Annotated in this window: 18 protein-coding genes; 7 read left to right on the top strand and 11 right to left on the bottom strand. The window is 61.1% G+C overall.

Annotated features, from left to right (window positions below; translation table 11 throughout):
- Positions 1 to 221: 221 nt before the first annotated feature.
- Positions 222 to 884, bottom strand: a complete 663-nt coding sequence (gene grpE / locus BCAL_RS07315) for a nucleotide exchange factor GrpE (protein WP_043166075.1) — start codon at positions 882 to 884, stop codon at positions 222 to 224.
- A gap of 11 nt (positions 885 to 895) precedes the next feature.
- On the bottom strand, positions 896 to 2782 hold the full coding sequence (gene dnaK, locus BCAL_RS07310; protein ID WP_043166074.1) for a molecular chaperone DnaK: 1887 nt from the start codon (positions 2780 to 2782) through the stop codon (positions 896 to 898).
- A 449-nt stretch (positions 2783 to 3231) separates the two neighbouring features.
- Between dnaK and BCAL_RS07305 the strand changes: the two genes are divergently transcribed.
- On the top strand, positions 3232 to 4257 hold the full coding sequence (locus BCAL_RS07305; protein WP_043166073.1) for a LacI family DNA-binding transcriptional regulator: 1026 nt from the start codon (positions 3232 to 3234) through the stop codon (positions 4255 to 4257).
- Positions 4258 to 4263: 6 nt separating this feature from the next.
- Here BCAL_RS07305 and BCAL_RS07300 read toward each other — a convergent pair whose 3' ends face one another.
- The 5 genes from BCAL_RS07300 to BCAL_RS07280 form a co-directional block, all read right to left on the bottom strand.
- Positions 4264 to 5052: a TraX family protein gene (locus tag BCAL_RS07300; RefSeq protein ID WP_052119163.1), complete on the bottom strand. Its 789-nt coding sequence runs from the start codon at positions 5050 to 5052 to the stop codon at positions 4264 to 4266.
- An 11-nt stretch (positions 5053 to 5063) separates the two neighbouring features.
- Entirely contained in the window at positions 5064 to 7112 is a 2049-nt protein-coding gene (gene pulA / locus BCAL_RS07295) for a type I pullulanase (protein WP_223847674.1), read from the bottom strand.
- Positions 7113 to 7117: 5 nt separating this feature from the next.
- Positions 7118 to 8020 (bottom strand): sugar ABC transporter permease, encoded by a 903-nt coding sequence (locus BCAL_RS07290; protein WP_043166126.1) that lies wholly within the window; start codon positions 8018 to 8020, stop codon positions 7118 to 7120.
- Positions 8021 to 8049: 29 nt separating this feature from the next.
- Positions 8050 to 9450: a carbohydrate ABC transporter permease gene (locus tag BCAL_RS07285; RefSeq protein WP_043166072.1), complete on the bottom strand. Its 1401-nt coding sequence runs from the start codon at positions 9448 to 9450 to the stop codon at positions 8050 to 8052.
- A 69-nt stretch (positions 9451 to 9519) separates the two neighbouring features.
- Entirely contained in the window at positions 9520 to 10773 is a 1254-nt protein-coding gene (locus BCAL_RS07280; RefSeq protein ID WP_043166070.1) for an extracellular solute-binding protein, read from the bottom strand.
- Between the two features lie 328 nt (positions 10774 to 11101).
- On the opposite strand from BCAL_RS07280, the gene BCAL_RS07275 reads away from it, so the two are divergent.
- Together BCAL_RS07275 and malQ are read left to right on the top strand one after the other, a co-directional pair.
- Positions 11102 to 12790, top strand: a complete 1689-nt coding sequence (locus BCAL_RS07275) for an alpha-amylase family glycosyl hydrolase (RefSeq protein ID WP_081887347.1) — start codon at positions 11102 to 11104, stop codon at positions 12788 to 12790.
- Positions 12791 to 13180: 390 nt separating this feature from the next.
- Positions 13181 to 15523: a 4-alpha-glucanotransferase gene (malQ, locus tag BCAL_RS07270; protein WP_043166067.1), complete on the top strand. Its 2343-nt coding sequence runs from the start codon at positions 13181 to 13183 to the stop codon at positions 15521 to 15523.
- 161 nt (positions 15524 to 15684) lie between these two features.
- On the opposite strand, the gene BCAL_RS07265 is transcribed toward malQ, so the two are convergent.
- The gene (locus BCAL_RS07265; RefSeq protein ID WP_043166123.1) at positions 15685 to 16290 is read right to left on the bottom strand and encodes a DUF624 domain-containing protein; all 606 of its coding nucleotides are present in this window, start codon (positions 16288 to 16290) and stop codon (positions 15685 to 15687) included.
- A 108-nt stretch (positions 16291 to 16398) separates the two neighbouring features.
- On the opposite strand from BCAL_RS07265, the gene BCAL_RS07260 reads away from it, so the two are divergent.
- From BCAL_RS07260 to BCAL_RS13235, 4 genes are all read left to right on the top strand, one after another.
- Positions 16399 to 18213, top strand: a complete 1815-nt coding sequence (locus BCAL_RS07260) for a glycoside hydrolase family 13 protein (RefSeq protein WP_043166066.1) — start codon at positions 16399 to 16401, stop codon at positions 18211 to 18213.
- A 114-nt stretch (positions 18214 to 18327) separates the two neighbouring features.
- Positions 18328 to 19038 carry a LuxR family transcriptional regulator gene (locus BCAL_RS07255; protein ID WP_081887346.1) on the top strand — a complete coding sequence of 237 codons (711 nt, stop codon included), beginning with the start codon at positions 18328 to 18330 and terminating at the stop codon, positions 19036 to 19038.
- 12 nt (positions 19039 to 19050) lie between these two features.
- The gene (locus BCAL_RS13240) at positions 19051 to 19581 is read left to right on the top strand and encodes a hypothetical protein (protein ID WP_152600356.1); all 531 of its coding nucleotides are present in this window, start codon (positions 19051 to 19053) and stop codon (positions 19579 to 19581) included.
- A 321-nt stretch (positions 19582 to 19902) separates the two neighbouring features.
- Positions 19903 to 20238 (top strand): hypothetical protein, encoded by a 336-nt coding sequence (locus BCAL_RS13235; protein ID WP_152600355.1) that lies wholly within the window; start codon positions 19903 to 19905, stop codon positions 20236 to 20238.
- Between the two features lie 14 nt (positions 20239 to 20252).
- Here BCAL_RS13235 and BCAL_RS12770 read toward each other — a convergent pair whose 3' ends face one another.
- The 3 genes from BCAL_RS12770 to BCAL_RS13225 form a co-directional block, all read right to left on the bottom strand.
- The gene (locus BCAL_RS12770) at positions 20253 to 21062 is read right to left on the bottom strand and encodes a TraX family protein (protein ID WP_081887345.1); all 810 of its coding nucleotides are present in this window, start codon (positions 21060 to 21062) and stop codon (positions 20253 to 20255) included.
- Positions 21063 to 21111: 49 nt separating this feature from the next.
- The gene (locus BCAL_RS13230; protein ID WP_152600354.1) at positions 21112 to 21624 is read right to left on the bottom strand and encodes a hypothetical protein; all 513 of its coding nucleotides are present in this window, start codon (positions 21622 to 21624) and stop codon (positions 21112 to 21114) included.
- A gap of 121 nt (positions 21625 to 21745) precedes the next feature.
- Complete coding sequence (locus tag BCAL_RS13225; protein ID WP_152600353.1) at positions 21746 to 22045, bottom strand: hypothetical protein; 300 nt, start codon at positions 22043 to 22045, stop codon at positions 21746 to 21748.
- Positions 22046 to 22268 lie beyond the last annotated feature (223 nt).

Below are 22268 nucleotides of genomic sequence, written 5' to 3'. Positions count from 1 at the left end.
GCTGTCTGTAGGCGAGGGGAGCGGCTATGCCGCGACGATTGCGCGAAGCGCAATAGGCCAAGTCTTTACGGTCACAATATGCGATTCGCCCGCCCCACGCTCACTTGGGTGCGTAACTTGCGTTACGTTCGTTTCACGCCGGCATATTTCCTGCCCACCGGGGGTTTGTAGGAGTCTGTTTGACTTCTACAAACTCCTCTTTAGGGGTGGGCGGGATGGGATCAGTTCTGGGGGGAGGCTACCACTACTCGGGCGGCGCGGATTACGCGGTCGCCGATGCGGTATCCGGCCTCCACTACGGTGTCGACGGTCTCCTTCTCGGCCGATGCGTCCGGCTTGTGCAGGATCGCGTCGTGCTTGGTCGGGTCGAAGTCCTCGCCGGCCTCGCCGAACTTCTCGACGCCGAACTTCTCGAAGGCCTTGTCGATCTTCGCGGCGACGGCCTTGAAGGACTCGTCCATCTCGCTGTTGGCGCGGATGCGATCGATGTCGTCGAGGGCGGGCAGCAGTGCGGTCAGCACGTCGATGATGCCGTGCTGGCGGAAGCGCTCCTGCTCCTTCTTCGCGCGATTGCGGTAGTTGATGAACTCCGCGCGCTCGCGCTGCAGGGCCTCGAGGTAGTCGGCGGCCTCCTTCTTGGCCTGACCCAGCGGGGTCAGGGTGTTGTCGGAGTCCTTGTCGGCGGCCGCGGCATCGGCCTGATTGGAGGTCTCTGCCTCAGTCGCGCCATCCGCCGCGCCGGTTCCCTCCTCAGAGGGAGTCGAGGTCTTGGCGGCAGCGGCGTCGGCGGGGGTGTCGGCCGGGGCCGACGACGCGGCGGTGTCGCGCGCGTCGTCGGGATCCGGCAGATCCTTCAGGTAGTCGTCCTTGTTGAATTCAGCCATCGGACGGAACCTTACTTGTTGTCCTTGTCGTCGTCATCCACGACTTCGGCGTCCACCACGTCGTCGTCACCGCCGTTGGAGGCGGAGCCCGACGCGGCACCGGCACCCGCGGCGCCGGCGGCACCGGCCGCACCTTCGGCGCCCTGCTGGGCGTAGAGGGCTTGGCCGATCTTCTGGGCGGAGGTCATCAGCTCGCTCTGCGCGGTCTTGACCTTCTCGATGTCGTCGCCCTTCAGGGCCTCCTTCAAGGCGTTGACCTTCTCGGTGACCTCGTTGGCCACCTCGTCGGACAGCTTCTCCTTGTTGTCGTTGACGAGCTTCTCGGTGGAGTAGGCGAACGCCTCGGCCTGGTTGCGGGTCTCGGCATCCTCCTTGCGCTTCTTGTCCTCGGCCTCGTGAGCCTCGGCCTCCTTGACCATGCGGTCGATCTCGTCCTTCGGCAGGCCGGAGCCACCGGTGATGGTCATCGACTGCTCCTTGCCGGTGCCCTTGTCCTTGGCGGACACGTGCACGATGCCGTTGGCGTCGATGTCGAAGGTGACCTCGATCTGCGGGACGCCACGCGGAGCCGGCGCGATGCCGGTCAGCTCGAAGGTGCCCAGCGGCTTGTTGTCACGGGCGAACTCACGCTCGCCCTGATAGACCTGGATCAGCACGGACGGCTGGTTGTCCTCGGCCGTGGAGAAGACCTCGGAACGCTTGGTCGGGATGGCGGTGTTGCGGTCGATGAGCTTGGTCATGATGCCGCCCTTGGTCTCGATGCCCAGCGACAGCGGAGTCACGTCGATCAGCAGGACGTCCTTCTTGTCGCCCTTGATGACGCCGGACTGGATGGACGCGCCGACGGCGACGACCTCATCCGGGTTGACGGACTGGTTCGCTTCCTTGCCGCCGGTGAGCTCCTTGACGAGCTCCTTGACGGCCGGCATACGAGTGGAACCACCGACGAGCACGACGTGGTCGATGTCGCCGACGGAGATGTTCGCATCGCGCAGCACGTTGTTGAACGGCGCACGGCAGCGACCGAGCAGATCGGAGGTCATCTCCTCGAAGTGGGCGCGGGTCAGCGTCTCGTCGAGGTGGACCGGCGTGCCGTCGGGGGTCATGGCCAGGTACTGCATGGAGATGCTCGTCGAGGTCGAGGAGGACAGCTCCTTCTTGGCCTGCTCGGCGGCTTCCTTCAGACGCTGCAGCGCGATCTTGTCCTTGGACAGGTCGACGCCGTACTTGTTCTTGACCTCGGAGACCAGCCAGTCGATGATCTTCTGATCCCAGTCGTCGCCACCGAGGTGGTTGTCGCCGTTCGTGGCCTGGACCTGAATGGTGGAGAAGCCGTCGTCGTCCTTGCCGATCTCCAGCAGGGAGACATCGAAGGTGCCGCCGCCGAGGTCGAAGACCAAGATGCGCTCGTCCTCCTTGCCCTTCTCAAGGCCGTAGGCGAGGGCCGCGGCCGTCGGCTCGTTGATGATACGCAGGACGTTCAGGCCTGCGATCTTGCCGGCGTCCTTGGTGGCCTGACGCTGGGCGTCGTTGAAGTACGCCGGGCAGGTGATGACGGCGTCGGTGACCGGCTCGCCGAGGTACGCCTCGGCGTCCCTCTTGAGCTTCATCAGGATCTGCGCGGAGATCTCCTGCGGGGTCCACTTCTTGCCGTCGATCTCGACGGTCCAGTCGGTGCCCATATGACGCTTCACGGAGGAGATGGTGCGGTCGACGTTCGTCACGGCCTGACGCTTGGCGACCTCGCCGACGAGGATCTCGCCGGACTTGCTGAACGCCACCACGGACGGGGTGGTGCGCATGCCCTCGGCGTTGACGATGACGGTGGGCTCGCCGCCTTCAAGAGTAGCGATGCAGGAATTCGTGGTGCCCAGATCGATACCAACTGCACGTGCCATAATGTGTGCTCCTTTTGTCTTATTCGTTCTTACGTTCTTCGCCCGAGTTCCGGATGATCGTCTCTCGGACCTTCCAAAACTTGAGCCTACACCACTCAACTTCCGACTCGCAAGTTTTATTCCCATATTCCACACAAAAAGTTGAGTGGGTGTTGCTCAAGTTTTAAATGGGGGCTGCCCCTCTCGACCGGTCGCCGAGAGGGAACTTGCAGCGAATCGTTCTCAATAAGAAATGTGTGAGCCTCCCACACATTTCCGCACACATCACCACACGGACGAAACGGCGCAATCACGCCATTTTGGCCATCTCAACGTTCGATTGACGACCCGTCAATCCTCACACGTTTCTTATTGAGAACGATTTGCTGCAACGCGATCCACCGTTGCCAACGTTCGCAGTATGATGGTGTACCGTTCTTTGACTCCGGCGATGATGGGAGGAGAGCCCGATGACCAAAGCCGATATCCATGACGTCGCCAAGGCGGCGGGCGTCTCCATCTCGACGGTCTCCCGCGCGTTCACACGCCCCGATCTCGTCTCCGACAAGACGCGGCGCAGGGTGCTCGACATCGCCGATCGCCTCGATTTCAACATCTCCCGATCGGCCACGGCGCTCAAATCCGGACGCACGAACCGCGTGGCGCTGCTGATGAACGAGGAGATCACCTGCTGGTTCAACACGGAAGTGTTCGCCGGTCTGGAGTCGGTGATGCACCCCGCGGGCTACGACATCTCCCTGTTCCAGCACATCGATACGGCGGAGAATCGGCGTGAGTTCTTCACGGACCTGCCGATCAGGCGCAACGTGGACGCGGTGTTCGTCGCATCGTTCGCGATCGACCCGCCCGAGGTGGAGCAGCTCAAGCGCATCCACGTGCCGATCATCGGCATCAACATCCCCTCGACCACCGGATTCGACGCCTCGATCAGCATCGACGACGAGGAGGGCATGTACAGGGCCACGCAGCATCTGATCGGACTGGGGCATCGCCACATCGTGTACCCCTGTTCCGAGGCGACGGATATGGACGCCTCGATCGACGCCCGCGGGCGCGGCTTCATCCGCGCGTGCGAGGAGGCGACCGCCCGTCGCAGGGATCTCGACTGGCGCGTGCTCAGCGTGCCGCGCGGTCCGGAGTTCGTCGATTCGGCGCTTTCCGCGCTGCTCGCACTCGGCGAGTTCCCCGATGCGATCTGCTGTCAGATGGACATGATGGCGATCCCGATGATCATCAAACTCGAGCGATACGGTCGCCGCACGCCGCGCGACTACTCGATCATCGGCTTCGACGACAGCATCTACGCGCGCGAGATGGGCCTGACCACGATGCGCCAGGATCCGCGCGCGATGGGCCGGTCCGCTGCGCGCAAGGCGTTGAAGCTGATCAACGGCGAGGAGCTAGGCGAGGCCCACGAAACCGTCGAAGCCCAGCTTGTGCTACGCGACACCGACGCCCCCTACACCGCCGCCTAGGCGCGGCTACAGCACAGTGAACACGCATCCGGCCAGCAGCATGACCGGATACAGGGCGTAGAACACCCACTTGGTCCACGGCCGCGCATAGCCGGCCTCGCCGTTGCGCCAGTGCAGGAACATGACGCCGACGGCCGGCACGATGAGCATCATCGCGCCGAGCAATCCGGCGGTGATCATCATCGTGTTCTCGCGGGCGGCGAGATATCGGAAGATCAGCGCGAAGCCGAGCGTCAGCGCGCCCGCGTACATGACGTGCTGGCGCAGACCGACGTTCATCAGCAGATTCCACATGATACCGGCCAGCACGATCGCTAGGGAGATGAGAACGCGTGCGGCCGCACGGCCGAACCGCGCCACCGTCCAGTCGAGCAGGGCGAGCACGATCAGGGCGATGACCAATCCCCACACCGGGTTCTGCGACGACATATCGAAAGCCTTGCCGGAGGTCGCGAGGTCGTACGGCACCTCGCATACAACGGCGAGCGCGGCGAGGCGACCGACGTACGCCCACACGCCGCGCGTGTGACGATAACCGTCGACGAGCAGCCATGCGTAGATCGGGACAGCGCACCAGGAGATGATCTCGCACAGGACGATTTCAGTCAGGGAGACCATGTCGGCGGAGGAGATCGACGCCATGCCCGCGCCGGCGTCGAGCGAGACGCCGAGGATCGCGGGCATGAGCGTGGTCGAGGCGATCGACAACGCCATGAACACCGCACCGATCACCTTGAGTCGGAACGAGGTCAGTCCGCGCGACGCACGCGACCGGTTCGGCTGATTCATCGTCATCTCTCCTTACATCACTTGCGGCGGCGCCAGACGGCGAAGCTGTAGGGCGGCAGGGGCATGGCCCTGCCGGCGAGCGCGGGGCGGGAGCCCGCATCGCCGTCGGCGCCGATCGAGGCGTAGATGCACGCCCATTCGTCGGGCGCGATCCTCGTGACCTCATCGTACGGCCCGAGGGTCTCCAGATCGACGGTCGGCTGGGTCAGGGCGCTGCCGGTCGGGTTGATGGCGATGCAGTCGTCGCCGACGCGGAAGACGACGGCCGCGTCGTCACGTTCGACGACCATGCGCGCGCCGCCGAAGTACGCGGGGTTGCCGTGTCGCAGGGCGATGAGCGTGCGATAGTGGTCGACCAGTCCGGATAGTCGCCGCGCGCGACGCCAGTCGAGCCGATTAAGCTCGACCGGGCTCTTGTACGAGTCGGAGACGCCGTGCTTGGTGCGTGCGAACTCCTCGCCGCCGAGCAGGAACGGCACGCCGGCCGAGGAGAAGACGATGCCGGCGGCCAGGCGGTTGGCGCGCATCAGGTCGTCGCATGCGCCGGCCTCACCGACGGCAGAGCCACCGGCCGCGTAGTCGCGCTCCCCCGGCATGCGGCGCATCGCCGCGCACAGCTTGTCCCACAGGGTCAGGTCGTCGTGCGCGGAGACGTACTGGATCACCTGCCCCACGCTCGCGCTCTCGCGCGACGTGCCGCGCCACGCGTCGACCGCGCGGCGGATGTCGTCGGCGAAATCGTCGGCGGCGCCGGTCAGGTATCCGGGTTCCTTCTGGTAGAAGATGTGGCCGCGGACCGCGTCGCGCGTCGAATCGCAGAACGCGCCGATGCGCGGGTCGAGGTACGGCAGGCCGCGCTTGTCGGCGAGGATGACCGGGTGATCTGGGTTCGGGTCGAGCGCGGTCTCGCGGGCGGACCACGGCTCGCCGTGCATGAGGATCGACGCGCCGTCGGGCAGGGCGTCGAGCGCGGTGCGGACCGCGTTCATCGTGTCCACGTCGATCAGGCCCATCAGGTCGAAGCGGAAGCCGTCGACGTGGTATTCGCGCGCCCAGTGGACGACCGAGTCGACGATGTACCTGCGCATCATCGGGTGCTCGCTGGCCACGTCGTTCGAGCAGCCGGAGCCGTCGGCGAAGGTGCCGTCGGCCAGGCGGCGCAGCGCGTAGCCGGGGATCATGCGCTCGAACCAGTTGTCCGGCGAGTACAGGTGGTTGTAGACCACGTCCATGATCACCTTGATGCCGGCCGCGTGCAGTGCCTGGATCATGCGCTTGCATTCCCTGATGCGCACGTCGCCGTGGAACGGGTCGGTCGAGTACGAGCCTTCGGGAACGTTGTAGTTGAGCGGATCGTAGCCCCAGTTGAAGCCGCGGTTCGGGTCGTCGCGGGGAATCGACTCGTCGATCGAACCGTAGTCGTAGAACGGCATGAGCTGCACTGCGGTGACGCCGAGGTGCTTCAGGTACGCGACGCACGTCGGGAAGTCGCCCTCGCCGTCGACGCTCGTGTCCTCGTGCGTGAACGCGAGGTACGTGCCGCGATGCTCGGCGGGGATGCCGCTCGCCGGGTCGGCGCTGAAGTCGCCGATGTGCGTCTCCCAGATGACGAGATCCTTGGCGGCGACGTGCGGGCGACGATCGTCGGCCCAGCCGTCCGGGTCGGTTCGTGCGAGGTCGACGACCATGCTGCGCCGCCCGTTCACGCCGGCGGCGCGCGCCCACGGATCGGCGGTGCGATGCGTCTCGCCGTTCGGGAAGTGCACGAGGTAGTCGTAGTAGACGCCGTGGCCGACGCCGTCGCAGCGCACGAGCCACGTGCCGTCCGCGCCGGTGGTCAGTTCGTGGGTCTCGAACGGTTCGGCGGACTCGACCGACTCCCCGTCCGATCCGGCGGTGAACAGTCGCAGGGTGACGCCGGAGGCGCTCGGCGCCCACACGCGGAAGGTGGTGCCGTGCGCGCCGGGAATCGCACCGAGGTCGTCACCCGTGTACACGGGGTAATCAGGGCAGGGCATCGCCGGCTCGGCGGGCGTCGCATCGACCACGGCCAGCGGCAGTGACACGGGTGTCATCCCTTCACCGCTCCAGTCATCGACTCCTGGTAGAAGCGCTGCATGATGATGAAGAGGATGGCGATCGGGACGGAGATGACCACTGCGGCCGCGGCGAAGCGGGCGAACCAGTCGTTGAGGTACTCGCGGGAGAGCATCTGGTACAGGCCGAGAGCCACCGTGTAGTTGTCCTGCGTGCGGGCGATCGCCTTGGCCATGACGAAGTCGAGCCACGGGCCGAGGAACGAGGTCAGCGCCTGGTAGACGAGCATCGGCTTGCACACGGGGATGATGATCTTGGTGAACACCTGCCAGCGGGTGCATCCGTCGAGGTACGCGGCCTCGTCGAGGGACATCGGGATCGTGTCCATGTAGCCCTTCATCACGTAGAAGCCCGCGCCGGCGCCGGCCGAGTAGACGAGGATCAGCGCGATCGTCACGCCCACGCCCTGCGTCAGTCCCAGGGACTTCAGGATGAAGTAGATCACGACGACGGACATGATGCCCGGGAACATGCCCAGCACCAGCACGATGTTCATGAACGACTTGCGGAAGCGGAAGCGCATGCGGCTCATGCAGAACGCGACGCACAGCACGAAGAACACGCTGATCGCGCAGGTGAACACGGAGATCACGAACGTGTGCATGAACATGCGCGGGAAGTTGAGCACGTGGTTGTCGGTGAACAGCTTGACGTAGTTGTCGAGCGTGTACTCGGTCGGGAAGAACGTCTCGTTGTACGGCCCCGGGTTCTTGTTGAAGCTCTCGAGGAACACCCACACGATCGGGATGACCCAGATCACGGCGAGCACGGCGAGCAGCAGATGGCTCAGCACGTCGCCGACGATGCGGCGCTTACGCTGGTCGTGCCAGAACGGGTTGCCGGCCGGCTTGGCGGTCGCGGTCGTCACGGAAGTCATATCGAAACGGTTGCCGCTCATGTTGCTGCTCATCGGAATCCTCCCTCATCCTTGTAGGAAGCGCTGGAACGGTAGGTGATCAGCGAGACCACCGCAAGCGTGATGAATGTGAAGATGCCGATGACGGCACCGAGGTTGTAGTCGCCGCGATCGACGGTGAGCTTGTACAGCCACGTGATCAGCAGGTCGGTTTTGCCGGCCGTGTCGCCCACGGGCGTGGGGTTGCCGCCGGAGAGCAGGTAGATCACGTTGAAGTTGTTCACGTTGCCGGTGAACGTGGTGATCAGGTACGGGGTGAGCACGAACACGAGGTACGGCATGGTGATCTGCGTGAACGCCTGCCACCAGTTCGCGCCGTCGAGCCTCGCGGCCTCGTACTGCTCGGCCGGGATGTTCTGCAGGATGCCGGTGATCTGCATGATCGTGAACGGGATGCCGATCCACAGGTTCACGACGATGACGGTCACGCGCGCCCATGTGGTGTCGGTGAAGAACGGCAGCGCCTGATCGATCCATCCCCATTCGATGAGCAGACGGTTGATCGCACCCTCGGGCTGGAGCATCTGGTTGATGACCAGCAGGGAGACGAACTGCGGCACGGCGATCGACAGGGAGAACACCGCGCGCCAGAATCCCTTGAACCGGGTGGTCTTGCGGTTGATGACCATCGCGAGGAACAGGCCGAGGAAGAAGTTGAGGAACGTCGCGAAGAACGCCCACACCAGCGTCCAGATGAGCACGGAGGTGAACTGCGTGGCGTTGACCTCGCCGGTCGCGCTGAACAGCTGGCCGAAGTTCTTGAAGCCGACCCAGTCGAACAGCAGGACGTGGTCGGAGTCGTAGTTCGTGAACGCGATGCACATCATGATGAGCGTCGGCAGCACGGTGAACACGAGGATGCCCGCCACCGGCAGCGCCATGAACGCCACCTGACCGTTACGGTCGGTGATGTTGCGCAGATCGTCGCCGAACGTCGGGGCCGAACCGGTCTCGGCGGCCAGCAGCTGCGCCTTGTACGCGCTGCGCACGGCGTACGACCAGAACACGACGAACAGCACGGTGATGAACACGGCGGCGATGCCGTAGACCATGAGCAGCACCGAGTTGTCGCCCGGATCGTAGTACCAATAGCCGTCGATCTTCTGCTTGGTCTGCGTGCGCGAGCCGAGCGTGACGAGGTTCGCGAGCGCCGGCACGCCGGAGACGGCCATGTACGCGATGTACGCGATCTCGACGGCGAGGAACAGGACGCCCTTGGCGATCTGCCTGCGGGCGATGTTGCCGGCGCCGAGCACGAGGAACGAGAGTCGGGTCAGGGCGTCGCCCTGCCCGGCCGCGCCGCGGATGGTGTAGCGGGACGGCGGGATGTAGTCCGCCGGCCTGCGGCGGGCGCGCTTGCCGCTCTTGGTTGGGGAAACGGTTGCTTCCATGATTGTTGTCCTTGTCTTATCCTGGTCTACCTTGACTTAGGGTTGCTGCGGGCTGGGCCGTCCGCGGCGTCAGAGCGTGTTCTCGTAGGACTTCATCCACTGTTCGGTCAGCTTGGCCGCGTTGTCGTGGGTGACTTCCTTGTTGTAGATGGAGTTGCCGAAGTTCTCGCACGGACCCCAGAAGTTGCTCATCGGGTCGATGGACGGCTGCACGACGGACGTGTCGGCGATGGTGTCCATCTGGGCCTGGGCGACGGCGTCCTTCTTGATGTCCGACTCGGAGGCGAGTTCGACGTCGGAGGGGATGACCGATCGCATCTCGTAGTGGCGTTTCTGCGAGTAGGTGCTCGACAGGAACGCGGAGAACTGGTCGGCGGCCTTGGGGTGCTTGGTGTACGGGTTCCACGCGTAGACGGTGGAGCCGGCGAACGCGCGCATCTGCACCTGCTTGCCGTTGAGGTTGAAGCTCGGCAGCTTGGCGACTCCCCAGTCGTCGCCGAGGTTCTCGCGCACGGTGGCGGCGTCCCAGTTGCCGGTGAAGACCACGTCGACCTTGCCGGACTTGAGGCCGGCCAGACCGGAGCCGTTCTTGTCGTTGACGAAGTTCTTGTTGTTGCGCAGGTCGACCAGGTAATTGGTGACCGCCGCGCCGATCTCGCCGCCGAACTGGACGCCGGACTCGGCGTCGGTGCCGTCCTCGCCGAACAGGGTGCCGCCGGCGCCGATGTAGAAGGCGGGCAGGTACCACGAGTTGGTCAGCGGGAAGGAGACCTTGCCCTTGGCGAGCATCGCGTCGAGCGAGGTGAGGTCCTGCTCGGTGAACTTGCTCTTGCGGTAGTACATGAACCAGGTGTTGCCGGCCAGCGGCACGCCGTACACGTTGCCGTCGGGCGCGGTGACGGTGTTGAGCATCGTCTCGTTGCCGGCGGTCTGCTTCTTGAGCTGCTTCATGGTCGGATCACTGACCTGGCCGACCGCGCCGGCGTCGATCAGGGTGCCGAGCTGGTCGGAGGCGAACGTGTACACGTCCGCGGCGACGGTCGGGTCCTGCTTGGCGATCGTGGCCGCGTCGGCCGAGGCGACGACCTGGTTCTTCCATGTGATGTCGTATTCGGGGTGACGCTTCTCGAACTCGCTCTCCATGGTCTGCAGCCACGAGTCGGAGTCGACCTGGTCCTCCTGCGAGGCCCAGACGACGAGCGTCATGCGCTCGACCTCGCCGCCGTTCGCGCCGGCGCCGGCCGTGCCGCATGCGGCCAGCATGCCGAACGACAGCACGCACGCCGTGACGGCCGCAAGGGCTTTCTTCCATCGTGCAATCATCGTTGATTCCTTTCCTTCGGAGCCGCCCACCATGCGACTCCCCACGTCGGCTCCGACCTTGGCCGATGGGGCGAGATCACCGCAGCCTCGTTGCCGACCATGCCGGACCGTGTTTTCGTGTTGGGACCAGTGTACGAGATTTTGCATACGTATGCAAACTTCTTGCGTTTCTTTCGCGCGTGTCGGTGTGTTTATGTTGATTTTTCAACGTTTTGCGGCGTTTCATGCCGTATTGACAAGGTTCGCATTACTTGCGTATCCTGACAGTCGTTTCAGGAAACCGCGAGACACTGGAGACACGACCGGCGTGTTCAATGAGGAGGGCACCATGAACGACATCGCAGACATCACCAACCAGCACGAGCATCACCCCGACCACCCAGCCGGCCACCCAGCGTGGCTCGCGGACGCATGCTTCTACGAGATCTACCCGCAGTCATTCAACGACTCGAACGGCGACGGCATCGGCGACATCCCCGGCATCACCGCGAAACTCGACTACATCAGAGATCTCGGCTGCAACGCGCTGTGGATCAACCCCTGCTACGACTCCCCGTTCAAGGACGCCGGCTACGACGTGCGCGACTACCGGAAGGTCGCGGAGCGCTACGGCACGAACGACGATCTCATCGCCTTGTTCGACGCCGCGCACGAACGCGGCATGCACGTCCTGCTCGACCTCGTGCCCGGCCACACCAGCGAGGAGCACGCATGGTTCCGCGCGAGCGCGCAGCCCGATCCCGCCGATCGCGTTGCGAGAGGAGCCGGCGAAGCGGCCGGCGAGCACGTCTCCGAACGCTACATCTGGACCGACTGCTGGATCTCCGGCGGCGATGGCCTGCCGTTCATCGGCGGCGAGACCGATCGCGACGGCACGTACATCCTCAACTTCTTCAAATGCCAGCCGGCGCTGAACTACGGCTTCGCACACCCGAAGCAGGGCTGGCAGAAGCCCGCGCTCGGTCCCGACGCGCTCGCCACGTGCGACGCGATGGTCGACGTGATGCGTTTCTGGCTCTCCCGCGGGGCCGACGGTTTCCGCGTCGACATGGCCGACAGTCTCGTCAAGCACGACGACTGGGGCAAGCCGGCGACGATCCGCACCTGGCAGTACATGTTCTCGAAGATCCGCCCCGAATTCCCCGAAGCCGCGTTCGTCTCCGAATGGGGTCGGCCCAACGAGTCGATGCAGGCCGGCTTCGACATGGACTTCTATCTCGACTGGCGTTGGGACGGCAATCCGAACGGGTACAACATGCTGCTGCGCAACACCGATACGCCGCTCGTGCGCGAGGGCGACCACAGCTATTTCAACGCCGACTCGGGCGAGTCGATCCGCGGTTTCCTCGAGCAGTACGAGCCGCAGCTGCGCGACTGCGAGCGCGCGGGCGGCCGCTTCGACCTCATCACGTCGAACCATGACACGCTGCGCGTCGGCCAGCGCCTGACCGAGCATGAGCTCAAGATCGCCTACGGCATGCTGCTGACGATGCCCGGATGCCCGTTCGTCTACTACGGCGACGAGATCGCGATGCGCTACCGTCCGCTGCCCACCAAGGAAGGCGGCTACGTGCGCACCGGCAGTCGCACGCCGATGCAGTGGGATGCGGGGATGACGAACCTCGGGTTCTCCGAGGCTGGCGATCCGGCCGATCTGTACCTGCCGGTAGAGGGCGGCCCGTCCGCGCCGGCGACGGTTGCGGATCGCATGGCCGACCCGGATTCGCTGTGGCGCTGGATGCAGACCGTACTGCGGTTCCGCCACGCCACACCGGCTCTGGCCTCCGACGCCGGTTTCGAGGTGCTGTCCGGCGACGGGAGGCTCTTCGCCTATCGCCGCACGGCGAAAGACGCCTCCGACTCGGTCATCGTGGCGATGAACCCGGGTCGGGACACGTTGCGCCTGCATCTCGGCGACACTGACCGCGCCCGCGCCATCAGCCTTGCCGTCGGCGAACCGACGATCGAGGCGGACGAGCTGGTCCTGCCGCCCCAATCCCTCGCGATCCTGCGCTAACTGCGTTATGAGGGGTACTTCGGGACTCCTGCGGACATCTATCTCGCTTACAAGGGGTATCTACCCGAAGTACAAAGCCCCGAGAATAGCCAGCCCTCGTGGCCGTCAAGCCATTTTTGGGCTTTTATACCCACACCAGGTACCCCTCGTAAGCGAGATAGAGGTCTGCAAAGCAGGAAATGTACCCCTCATAACGCAGATACGTATGAACAAGCAGCCCTGAACACTCGACTTAGCCACACCCACCGTATTGCAAACGATGTCAATACGCGGTATGGTCGTATGCAGCAGCAGCAATCCGCACCCGGATGCCGTCGCGTCGCGCAGTAGCGGCACGACGGCCGGCACGCGACGCAGCGTGCACACAGCCGCACCCAAAGGAGCACACCCATGAGCGAACACACGCCAACCGACGTGCCGACCCAGTCGCCGGTCGACACCAAGACTACGACAGACACCGCGGACCACAAGGGAACTGCAGGCACACAGCACACCGAAAGCGCCGAACGTCTGGCTCGCCCGCTGATCCGCCTCGCGAAGGCGAGCGGGGTGGCCACCTCGTACATCGACCAGCTCGGCACCTACGTCGAGATCGACGATGACGTACTCGTCAACGTGCTCGGCGCGCTCGGCGTCGACGCCACGTCGGACGAGGCGATCGCGCGGTCACAGGCGGCGATCGAGGAGGAAAACAGCAAACGTTTGCTCCCGTCGTCGACCATCGTCATCACGGTCGACGGGCCGGACGGCGACTCGGACGGCGACCCAGACGCCCCCGCCCCCACGCTCAGCCCCGCCACCATCCGCCTGCATCGTCCAGAAACCGCCGACACCAGCGCAGACACCAACGCCACCCCCGCCACCGACGAGGAGCCGACCGTCACCATCACCCTCGAGGACGGCACCGAACTCCACAGCGACCCCGCCGATATCCTGCCCGATTTCAACAGCGGCGACCGCATCCTGACGCTGCCGGCCGACCTGCCGATCGGCTATCACACCCTGCACGTCGAGATGGCCGAGCAGACCGCCGACGCCACGCTCATCGTCGCCCCGAGGCGCATCGCCCTGCCCGAGGCGGTCAGGACCCGCCAGCGCTGGGGCTGGATGACGCAGATGTACTCGGTCCGCTCGCGCGACTCGTGGGGCGTGGGCGATTACGGCGACCTGAAGCGCCTCGCCGCCGACGCCGCCGCGAAATCCGGCGCCGACTTCATGCTCATCAACCCGGTGCACGCGGGCGCGCCGATCCCGCCGCTCGAGCCGTCGCCGTACCTGCCGGAATCGCGCCGGTTCCTCAACGTCACGTACATCCGCCCGCAGGACGTACCGGAGTACGCCGATCTCACCCCCGCCGACCGCGAGCGCGTCGACTCCCTGCACGCGCGGGTCACCGACCGCAACGACGACCCGAATCCGATGGACCTCAACGTCTCGTGGGCCGCGAAGCGCGAGGCGCTGCGTCTGATCTTCAACGCGCCGCGCACACCGGAGCGCGATCGCGCGTTCGAGGAGTTCAAGCGTCACGCCGGCCCGGATCTCGACGCGTTCGCGACGTGGTGCGTCGCCTTCGAGGTGTGGGGCGCGCCGTGGGAGCCGAACTCGTGGTTCGGCCGCACGAACCGCGAATCGCCCGAAGTCACGGCCCTTGTCGAGGAGCATCGCGACCTGTTCGAGTTCAACCGCTGGCTGCAGTGGATCGCCGACGAGCAGCTCACCGCCGCGCAGTCGGCCGCGAAGGACGCGGGCATGGCGCTGGGGCTGATGCTCGACATGGCGGTCGGCGTGCATGCACTCGGAGCGGACGCGTGGTGGAACCCGGAGCGGTTCGCGGTCGGCTCGGTGACGGTCGGCTGCCCGCCGGACTTCTACAACCAGCAGGGTCAGGACTGGGGTCAGCCGCCGTTCAACCCGCGCTATCTCGAGCGCACCGGATACCGCGTGTACCGCGAGATGGTCCAGTCGATCTTCGCGCACGCCGGCGCGGTGCGCATCGACCATGTGCTCGGCCTGTTCCGTCTGTGGTGGATTCCGCGCGGCATGGGCGCGAAGGGCGGAGCGTACGTCATGTACGATCACGAGGCGATGCTGGCCGTGCTCGCGATCGAGGCGACGCGCGCGAACGGCATGGTCATCGGCGAGGATCTGGGCACGGTGCCTGATTACGTACGCCGGATTCTGGCCGATCACGGCGTGCTCGGCACCGATGTGGAGTGGTTCGCACGCGTCGACGATTCGCCGAACGCGGGCGACCCGTACAAGCCGCCGACCGATTACCGCCGTCAGGCGCTGGCGTCGGTCACGACGCACGATCTGCCGCCGACCGCGGGCTATCTGGAGTTCGAGCATGTCGCGCTGCGCGAACGTCTGCATCTGTTGTCCGAACCGGTCGAGGTGTTCGCCGCCTCGGCGCGCGCGGAACGTCAGGCGATGCTGGATCGCCTGGTCGAGGACGGCCGGCTCAGCGCCGAGGCCGCCGAGGATGTGCCGGGGCATGAGCAGGAGATCGTCGAGGCGATGCACGCGATGCTGACCGCCACGCCCTCGGTGCTGCGTCAGGCGGCGTTGGTCGACGGCACCGGCCAGCACGCGACAGTCAACCAGCCGGGCACGTCGGACCAGTACCCGAACTGGCGCATCCCGCTGCAGGATGCCTCGGGGCGGGTGGTGCACACGGACGAGGTGTTCGCCGACCCGCGCGTGCTCTCGCTGGCCCGGGTGATGAACAACTAGCCCATCTCGTCTCCCCCTGTTAGGACGTTGCCGTGAAAACAAACAGCAATGCTGTTTGTAGGCAACGTGCGAGCCGACATGCGAGCCAGTCAGCTGCGCGCGCAGCGCGTCCGCAGTTGCGGGACGAGCTGGCCCGCGAAGCGGGTCTGAGGGGTAGTCATTCATCTAGAGAGATACGCCTTCATCGCCCGCTCGAACACCGGCACGTGCAGCATCGTCGCCGTGCCGTACCCCATCACGACGAGCAGGAACAGCCCCTGCGGCAGGTAGAACCAGCAGGCGACGAGCAGGGCGATCCACACCGCGTCGATCGCGACCATCGCCAGCGTGTAGCCGAATCGGGTCACACCGAACACGTACGCGTTGGCGAGGGTCCGGCCGACCGGATTCTCGAATCGCGACTGCAGCGCGAACGCCCATTCGAAGCCGATGACCCACAGCACGGTCAGGCCGAATTTCGGCACGAGCAGCGGCGTGATCCGCAGCGCGATCCACGAGTAGGCGACTCCCGCGCCGACGATCAGGAACGGCAGCCACAGGGCGGTCGCCTTGACAAGGTTCGCACGGAACGCGCGGAAATAGTTGCGGGTGACGCCGCCACCCTCGCCTGCCAACGATCGCCGCGCCGTGTCGAATCCCGCGGACAGCGCGGCGCCGACCGTGACCAGCGGCAGGCTGGTGACCAGCATCAGGATGTTGATCCAAATCGCATCGACGAGGTCGCCAAGGCCTCGCATGAGTCCGGAATCGGGTGACAGGAATCGCATCGTCGAACCTCCGTCGATCACTCGCGCGCCCGCTTCGCCGCGGACGTCACATCATATTGCATACGTTGTCAATGATAGCGTTGGCATCACGAAAGGGAAAGGAACAGCATGACCGCGAACAACGAACGCGACGACTGGTGGAAGCAGGCCGTCGTCTATCAGGTGTACCCGCGCAGCTTCAAGGACGTGAACGGCGACGGCCTTGGCGACATCGCCGGCGTCACCGAGAAGATGGACTATCTCAAGGATCTCGGCGTGGACGCGATCTGGCTGTCGCCGTTCTACCCGTCGGATCTCGCCGACGGCGGCTATGACGTGATCGACTACCGCAACGTCGATCCGCGCCTCGGCACGATGGACGATTTCGACCGGATGGTCGCCGCCGCGCACGGAGCCGGGATCAAGGTGATCGTCGACATCGTACCGAACCACACGGCCGACAAGCACGTCATGTTCCAGGAGGCGCTGGCCGCCGGCCGCGGATCGGCCGCACGCGACCGCTACATCTTCCGCGAGGGCCGCGGGGAGCACGGCGAGCTGCCGCCGAACGACTGGCAGTCGCTGTTCGGCGGGCCGGCGTGGCAGCAGGTCGACGACGGCCAGTGGTACCTGCACATCTTCGCCAAGGAGCAGCCGGACCTCAACTGGAAGAACCCGGACGTGCACGAGGAGTTCAAGAAGACGCTGCGATTCTGGTCCGACCACGGCACCGACGGATTCCGCATCGACGTGGCGCACGGCCTGGCCAAGGACCTCGAGAGCACACCCCTCGAGGACATGCCCGCCGACACCGTGCAGCAGGTGCTGTGCCACGACTTCACCAGCCCGCTGTGGGACCGCCGCGAGGTGCACGAGATCTACCGCGAGTGGCGTGAAGTGTTCGACGAGTACGATCCGCCGCGCTTCGCGGTCGGCGAGGCGTGGGTGGTGCCGGAGCACCAGCACCTGTACGCCGACACCGACGAGCTCGGTCAGGTGTTCAACTTCGAGTTCGCCGAGGCGAACTGGGACGTCGACGAGTTCCGTTCCGCGATCCGCCACGGCCTCGAGGCGGCCGCCGAAACCGGAGACTCGACCACCACATGGGTGATGAACAACCACGACGTGCCGCGCAGCCCGTCGCGCTACGGCCTGCCGCAGGTGAAGGGCCCCGTCTACCACCAGCTCGCGCACGACTGGCTGCTGCGCGACGGCACCTCGTACACCGAGGACCGCGAACTCGGCACCCGCCGCGCCCGCGCCGCCGCGCTGATGGAGCTGGCGCTGCCCGGCGCCGTGTACATCTATCAGGGCGAGGAGCTGGGCCTGTTCGAGGTCGCGAACATCCCGTGGGATCGCCTCGAGGACCCGACGCCGTTCAACACGCGCCGCAACTTCACCGACAAGGGCCGCGACGGCTGCCGCGTGCCGCTGCCGTGGGTCGCGGGCGATCGTGCGGCCGATCACACGGGCGATGGGTCCGCGGATGAGGACGATTCCTCCGCGATCGCCTCGGCCTCGTGGTCGCCGGACTTCGCAGCCGGCACGTCGTTCGGCTTCTCCCCCGCGACTCGCGCCGACGGCACGCCCGCGGCCGAGCCGCACCTGCCGCAGCCGTTGTGGTTCAAGGACTTCGCAGCCGACGCCGAAGCCGACGACAAGGGGTCGATGCTCAACCTCTATCGCCGCGCGCTGGCATTGCGCGCAAAGCTCCTCACCGCGACCGGCGACACTTCGACGTTCGATTGGCTGAACGGCGATGAGGACCACGACGACGTCATCGCGTACGCACGCCCGGCAACCGAAGGCCGTACGCTCACCTCGGTGACCAACTTCGGCGCCGAGCCGGTCGCCCTGCCCGACGGCGCGGTGATCCTCACCTCCGCCCCGCTCACCGACGACGACCGCCTCCCGCAAGACGCCACCGCCTGGCTCGTGCGCTGACAGGCGACAGACGCCGGCAGGCTGTTAAGCGGTCTTAACAGTCAACGGGAGGGCCTTTGCAGAAAACTGCAAGGGCCCTCCTCGCCCTTTCCCCGCACTGCATATACTCAGATCATGGGTTACGCCAGCCAAGCCGCAAGCACGGGAGCAGACACCACTTCGACGACAGCAGCGGCAGTTACAGACTCGCTGCTTCGCATCGGGATACTGGACAACGATGCGCTCGCTTTGGACAGCATCACGCGAATGCTGGAGTCACAGAGTCGTAGGTTGCGCCGTAGAGTGACGATCTGGTCAACCACGTCCCCCGCCTATGCGATCCAGGAATGTCGCATGACCGGGAATGGGCAGGATAAGACTGACATACTGCTTATCGACATGGCGTTGAACGGTGTGACAGGACCTCAGATCGCCTCGGTGATACTCAGTCGATCGCCACACACCGTGATCATCGGCATGACCTCGTACAATCTCGACACCTACCGACAGGCCGCGGCACACGCCGGCATTGCCACGCTACTTGACAAGGCGACCTTCGGGCAGGGGCTGCTTGACACCATCGAGAAGATAGCCGATGAACAACAGACCGCAGCAGAAACGTCACCAACAGTCAACGTCCACGGCCACGTCACGAAGCCACTGAGCGACATCGAACGCTCCATCGTCGCCCTCAGTCTGGGTGCGCTCAGCAGCAAGCAGATCGGCGCGCGCATGGGCATCACCGCAGACACGGTCTCATCGCACCGAAGAAACATCAAACGCAAGCTCGGAGTTGATACCTGGCTGGAAGCAATGGACTACTGTCGATCCATGCATATCGTGTAAAGGGTTAGATAGATGATTAAGAAGATAGTAAAACAATTTGCACACCCTTATCTTTCACTAATAGCATGTATTATAGGAACACCAGCGATTGTAGAATTCATAAATTATCTGATTCTACTGCAAGCAATGGAACCTTCAACAAAAGAACTGGTACTCACTACAGCTCTATTGATCACAACAACGATAATAATAGTATATTATATTAAATACCCTATTTCTGCTTCATACGCAGTACTTTGGATTACAGCACTAGGAGAAACTATTCTCGATCCTGCGCCATTATCGTTGCTTGTACTAGGAATATCCGCAATAGCTGTTTCCACTTACAATAAACCATTAATAGGTTATGCAATAGCAGTATTATACGCACTCATAATGATACTTGACGGCATCATACGTCCGACAGGGATAATGGGAGCAGGAAGTGCATATACTTTTATTGCGTTTATTGTAATAGGCGCAGGAATCGGCCAGGGCTTTAGAATCAATGCACAACACATTAAAGAGCATCAGAAAAACATAACCTTACAGCACAACATGTAAATCGCAAGAGAGTTACATGATCATACGACAAATGATTTAACAAACATAATAATGATCATCAATAAACGACTTGAAGACAATAATACCTCAATAACAGACAAAACATCGGATAGAATAAGTAGCCAGACAAAGGATTTACTGACAATTCGCGATCTCGCATCGAACGCATTACACCATACACGTCAATCGATAACAACTCTAGACAGCACATTTATTTTATCAGACAAAAATCAACTCAGATACATAGTTCTCAAAATATTAAAAATAAAGAAAAACATATTGAGGAAGAGATCGAGGAACAAAAAAAACCGAATCGAGGACATGGGTTACTATGGCGAAATCATCACCATAGGAAATATAAACAAATTACCCGAACATATCGAACGGTTCCTTATCGATTTTATTCATGAACTATTTGGCAATATTACAAAACACTCAGATCCACAATATGAATACACATTGCTTATCTCAACCACAGACAATCAAGTAACACTTGAATTAAGCGATAAACCTGTACATGAACCCAATGAAAGGATGCATATGAAAGGGATGAATTCAGGACTGAAAAGATACAGCGAAATCATTACCGCGATGAACGGAACACTAGAAGTTCGGACCAAAGGCATTTGGTCAATGCATGCCGCTATTCCGTTCTAGTCCATTTTAATTATTTATGCTCCAAGAGATACATTAAACATAACCATGAACGCGTGAATAATAATCAAATGAATTGGGTAGAAGAAGTAAAACACATACTTTGAATATAATCCCCTCTCTCTGTTATATAGACATAACAGAGGACATGAAAACACCATCATCCACTGATTACTGACCAAAGGCCCCCAATGTCCAAAATATCCAAAAGTTTGAACAATACCAATCACAGGAGAATTTTGACCCACTAAAGTCATGAGTTCGAATCCTAGATTCTGAGTAAAGAAAGCAATGATTGAGAACGTCATCACACATATTGAGACGACAACATCATTTTCACGGCAGTAGAATAAAGCAACCCCAAACAAAACCCAAAAATAGCCTCCATCCACTAAGTTACCAAGGACAATAGAGAGAACATACTGAGCAGCATCTCCCCAAACAGGCAAAATCGATATAACAAACAGAGATGAGAAAACCTGCCAAACTATGTAAAATAATAGAAAAAGGGCTCTATATCTAACTTTACTAAGAGAGAGAATCGCTATTACTAAAGCAATTTGAAACAGCATATTAAACACATTCGACGTGCTATTAATCAGCGCATCTACAACGATCATTATAACACTTGCGCAATATAAGCTGAACACATATTTCCAAATATTTCTTGTGTATTCGCAACTCCACACGCACAGATACACAAATACAGGAGCTGCAAGCCTACCAATCCAATGCATCGGAAGTGCAATGAAAGGCGAAGCAAATACCGCGCAATGGTCAATTACCATAAACACGCAAGCAACAATTTTTAACTGTAAACTATTCATAATAACATTGTGCAGGAGAGCTTTCGTTTCTCCTGGTCAATAATCCAAGTTATTTCACATAACCCGCAAATGTACTGTCATAGTCTGAAGAAAACTCAATATAGAATTGATCGCTTGTTTTTGATGCACTAAATCCCAGCACTGCTCCGCTCGTATATGCCGTAAACGAAGCAACTGTAGGATTATGCAAATCATCAGCCTTAATGTACTTTGTAATTCTTATCGTAACCGGCTGAGTCACTTTTGTCATTTTAAGCATGTATGACGTTTTGCCTTTAAACCTGTAATCGCTGTATAATATCCCCGGCAACTCTCCACTGAAAGAATACGTTTTACCACCTGATATATCTTTTACCGCTCCTATCCATTGGAACGGCGGCCTTATTCCCTTTTCAGCCATTCCATTATCCGAATCACCGCACAAACGACAAACTGTTGAATTATGCCCATTTTCTTTGTCTCCATTAAACTGACCATCATACGCAAGAGCGGCCTGAGGCATCAGTATTGCCATTGACATAACAATAAATACAAAAACTATTAGTCGTATAAGTTTGCTCATTTTTTCTTCCTTTCATATCTGTCAATAACATATTATCGCGAATTCTCATATTTGTTTTATGCGCTTGCAGAAAACTGCATTAATTATTTTTAATGCTTGAAAAACCCAACTATATATATTATTATCCACAAATCCAGCGATAGTACACGGAACAAGAACCTTGCGGACCAGAATCTTCTATAGACGGCAAAGGACGAACAATAACTATTTCAGCCTTCTCATTAAAAACAACATCAATATAGCCTAATTTAATCCTTGATTCCAATTGATTTTTGCTCTTGATCTTCATTGATCGAGCAACTTTTACGTTATCAATGACTATATACGATGTGCTATCAATATAATTATACAGACATGAACCCATAAGAGACGCAATTGCCAGAATGACCAGCGCCGCCAATCGCCTCTTATTTGAACTCATTGACATCCACTTTCAGATCTTTGGGATATTCTAGCACTTGACCATGCCAGAATATCCCCGAGAACCATTCACATTATTATACAACAGTCATTGTATAATAGTAACTTTCGAAATAGTATTCCCCTTATGCTCTCCTCTGGTATGTGAAGGCACTACCGGCGAATCATATCTACCGCCTTTATAAACGATGCGATACTTAGCGTACCATTTCCCAGAATTCGAC

Source organism: Bifidobacterium callitrichos DSM 23973 (assembly GCF_000741175.1).
Taxonomy (GTDB): Bacteria; Actinomycetota; Actinomycetes; order Actinomycetales; family Bifidobacteriaceae; genus Bifidobacterium; species Bifidobacterium callitrichos.
This window is presented reverse-complemented; position numbering and strand designations above follow the sequence as displayed.

Excerpts from the sequence above, each read along its gene's own strand:
- grpE (WP_043166075.1), bottom strand. The coding sequence starts at position 884 with ATGGCTGAATTCAACAAGGACGACTACCTGAAGGATCTGCCGGATCCC.
- dnaK (WP_043166074.1), bottom strand. The coding sequence starts at position 2,782 with ATGGCACGTGCAGTTGGTATCGATCTGGGCACCACGAATTCCTGCATC.
- BCAL_RS07305 (WP_043166073.1), top strand. The coding sequence starts at position 3,232 with ATGACCAAAGCCGATATCCATGACGTCGCCAAGGCGGCGGGCGTCTCC.
- BCAL_RS07300 (WP_052119163.1), bottom strand. The coding sequence starts at position 5,052 with ATGACGATGAATCAGCCGAACCGGTCGCGTGCGTCGCGCGGACTGACC.
- BCAL_RS07290 (WP_043166126.1), bottom strand. The coding sequence starts at position 8,020 with ATGACTTCCGTGACGACCGCGACCGCCAAGCCGGCCGGCAACCCGTTC.
- BCAL_RS07285 (WP_043166072.1), bottom strand. The coding sequence starts at position 9,450 with ATGGAAGCAACCGTTTCCCCAACCAAGAGCGGCAAGCGCGCCCGCCGC.
- BCAL_RS07280 (WP_043166070.1), bottom strand. The coding sequence starts at position 10,773 with ATGATTGCACGATGGAAGAAAGCCCTTGCGGCCGTCACGGCGTGCGTG.
- BCAL_RS07275 (WP_081887347.1), top strand. The coding sequence starts at position 11,102 with ATGAACGACATCGCAGACATCACCAACCAGCACGAGCATCACCCCGAC.
- malQ (WP_043166067.1), top strand. The coding sequence starts at position 13,181 with ATGAGCGAACACACGCCAACCGACGTGCCGACCCAGTCGCCGGTCGAC.
- BCAL_RS07265 (WP_043166123.1), bottom strand. The coding sequence starts at position 16,290 with ATGCGATTCCTGTCACCCGATTCCGGACTCATGCGAGGCCTTGGCGAC.
- BCAL_RS07260 (WP_043166066.1), top strand. The coding sequence starts at position 16,399 with ATGACCGCGAACAACGAACGCGACGACTGGTGGAAGCAGGCCGTCGTC.
- BCAL_RS07255 (WP_081887346.1), top strand. The coding sequence starts at position 18,328 with ATGGGTTACGCCAGCCAAGCCGCAAGCACGGGAGCAGACACCACTTCG.
- BCAL_RS13240 (WP_152600356.1), top strand. The coding sequence starts at position 19,051 with ATGATTAAGAAGATAGTAAAACAATTTGCACACCCTTATCTTTCACTA.
- BCAL_RS13235 (WP_152600355.1), top strand. The coding sequence starts at position 19,903 with ATGGGTTACTATGGCGAAATCATCACCATAGGAAATATAAACAAATTA.
- BCAL_RS12770 (WP_081887345.1), bottom strand. The coding sequence starts at position 21,062 with ATGAATAGTTTACAGTTAAAAATTGTTGCTTGCGTGTTTATGGTAATT.
- BCAL_RS13230 (WP_152600354.1), bottom strand. The coding sequence starts at position 21,624 with ATGAGCAAACTTATACGACTAATAGTTTTTGTATTTATTGTTATGTCA.
- BCAL_RS13225 (WP_152600353.1), bottom strand. The coding sequence starts at position 22,045 with ATGAGTTCAAATAAGAGGCGATTGGCGGCGCTGGTCATTCTGGCAATT.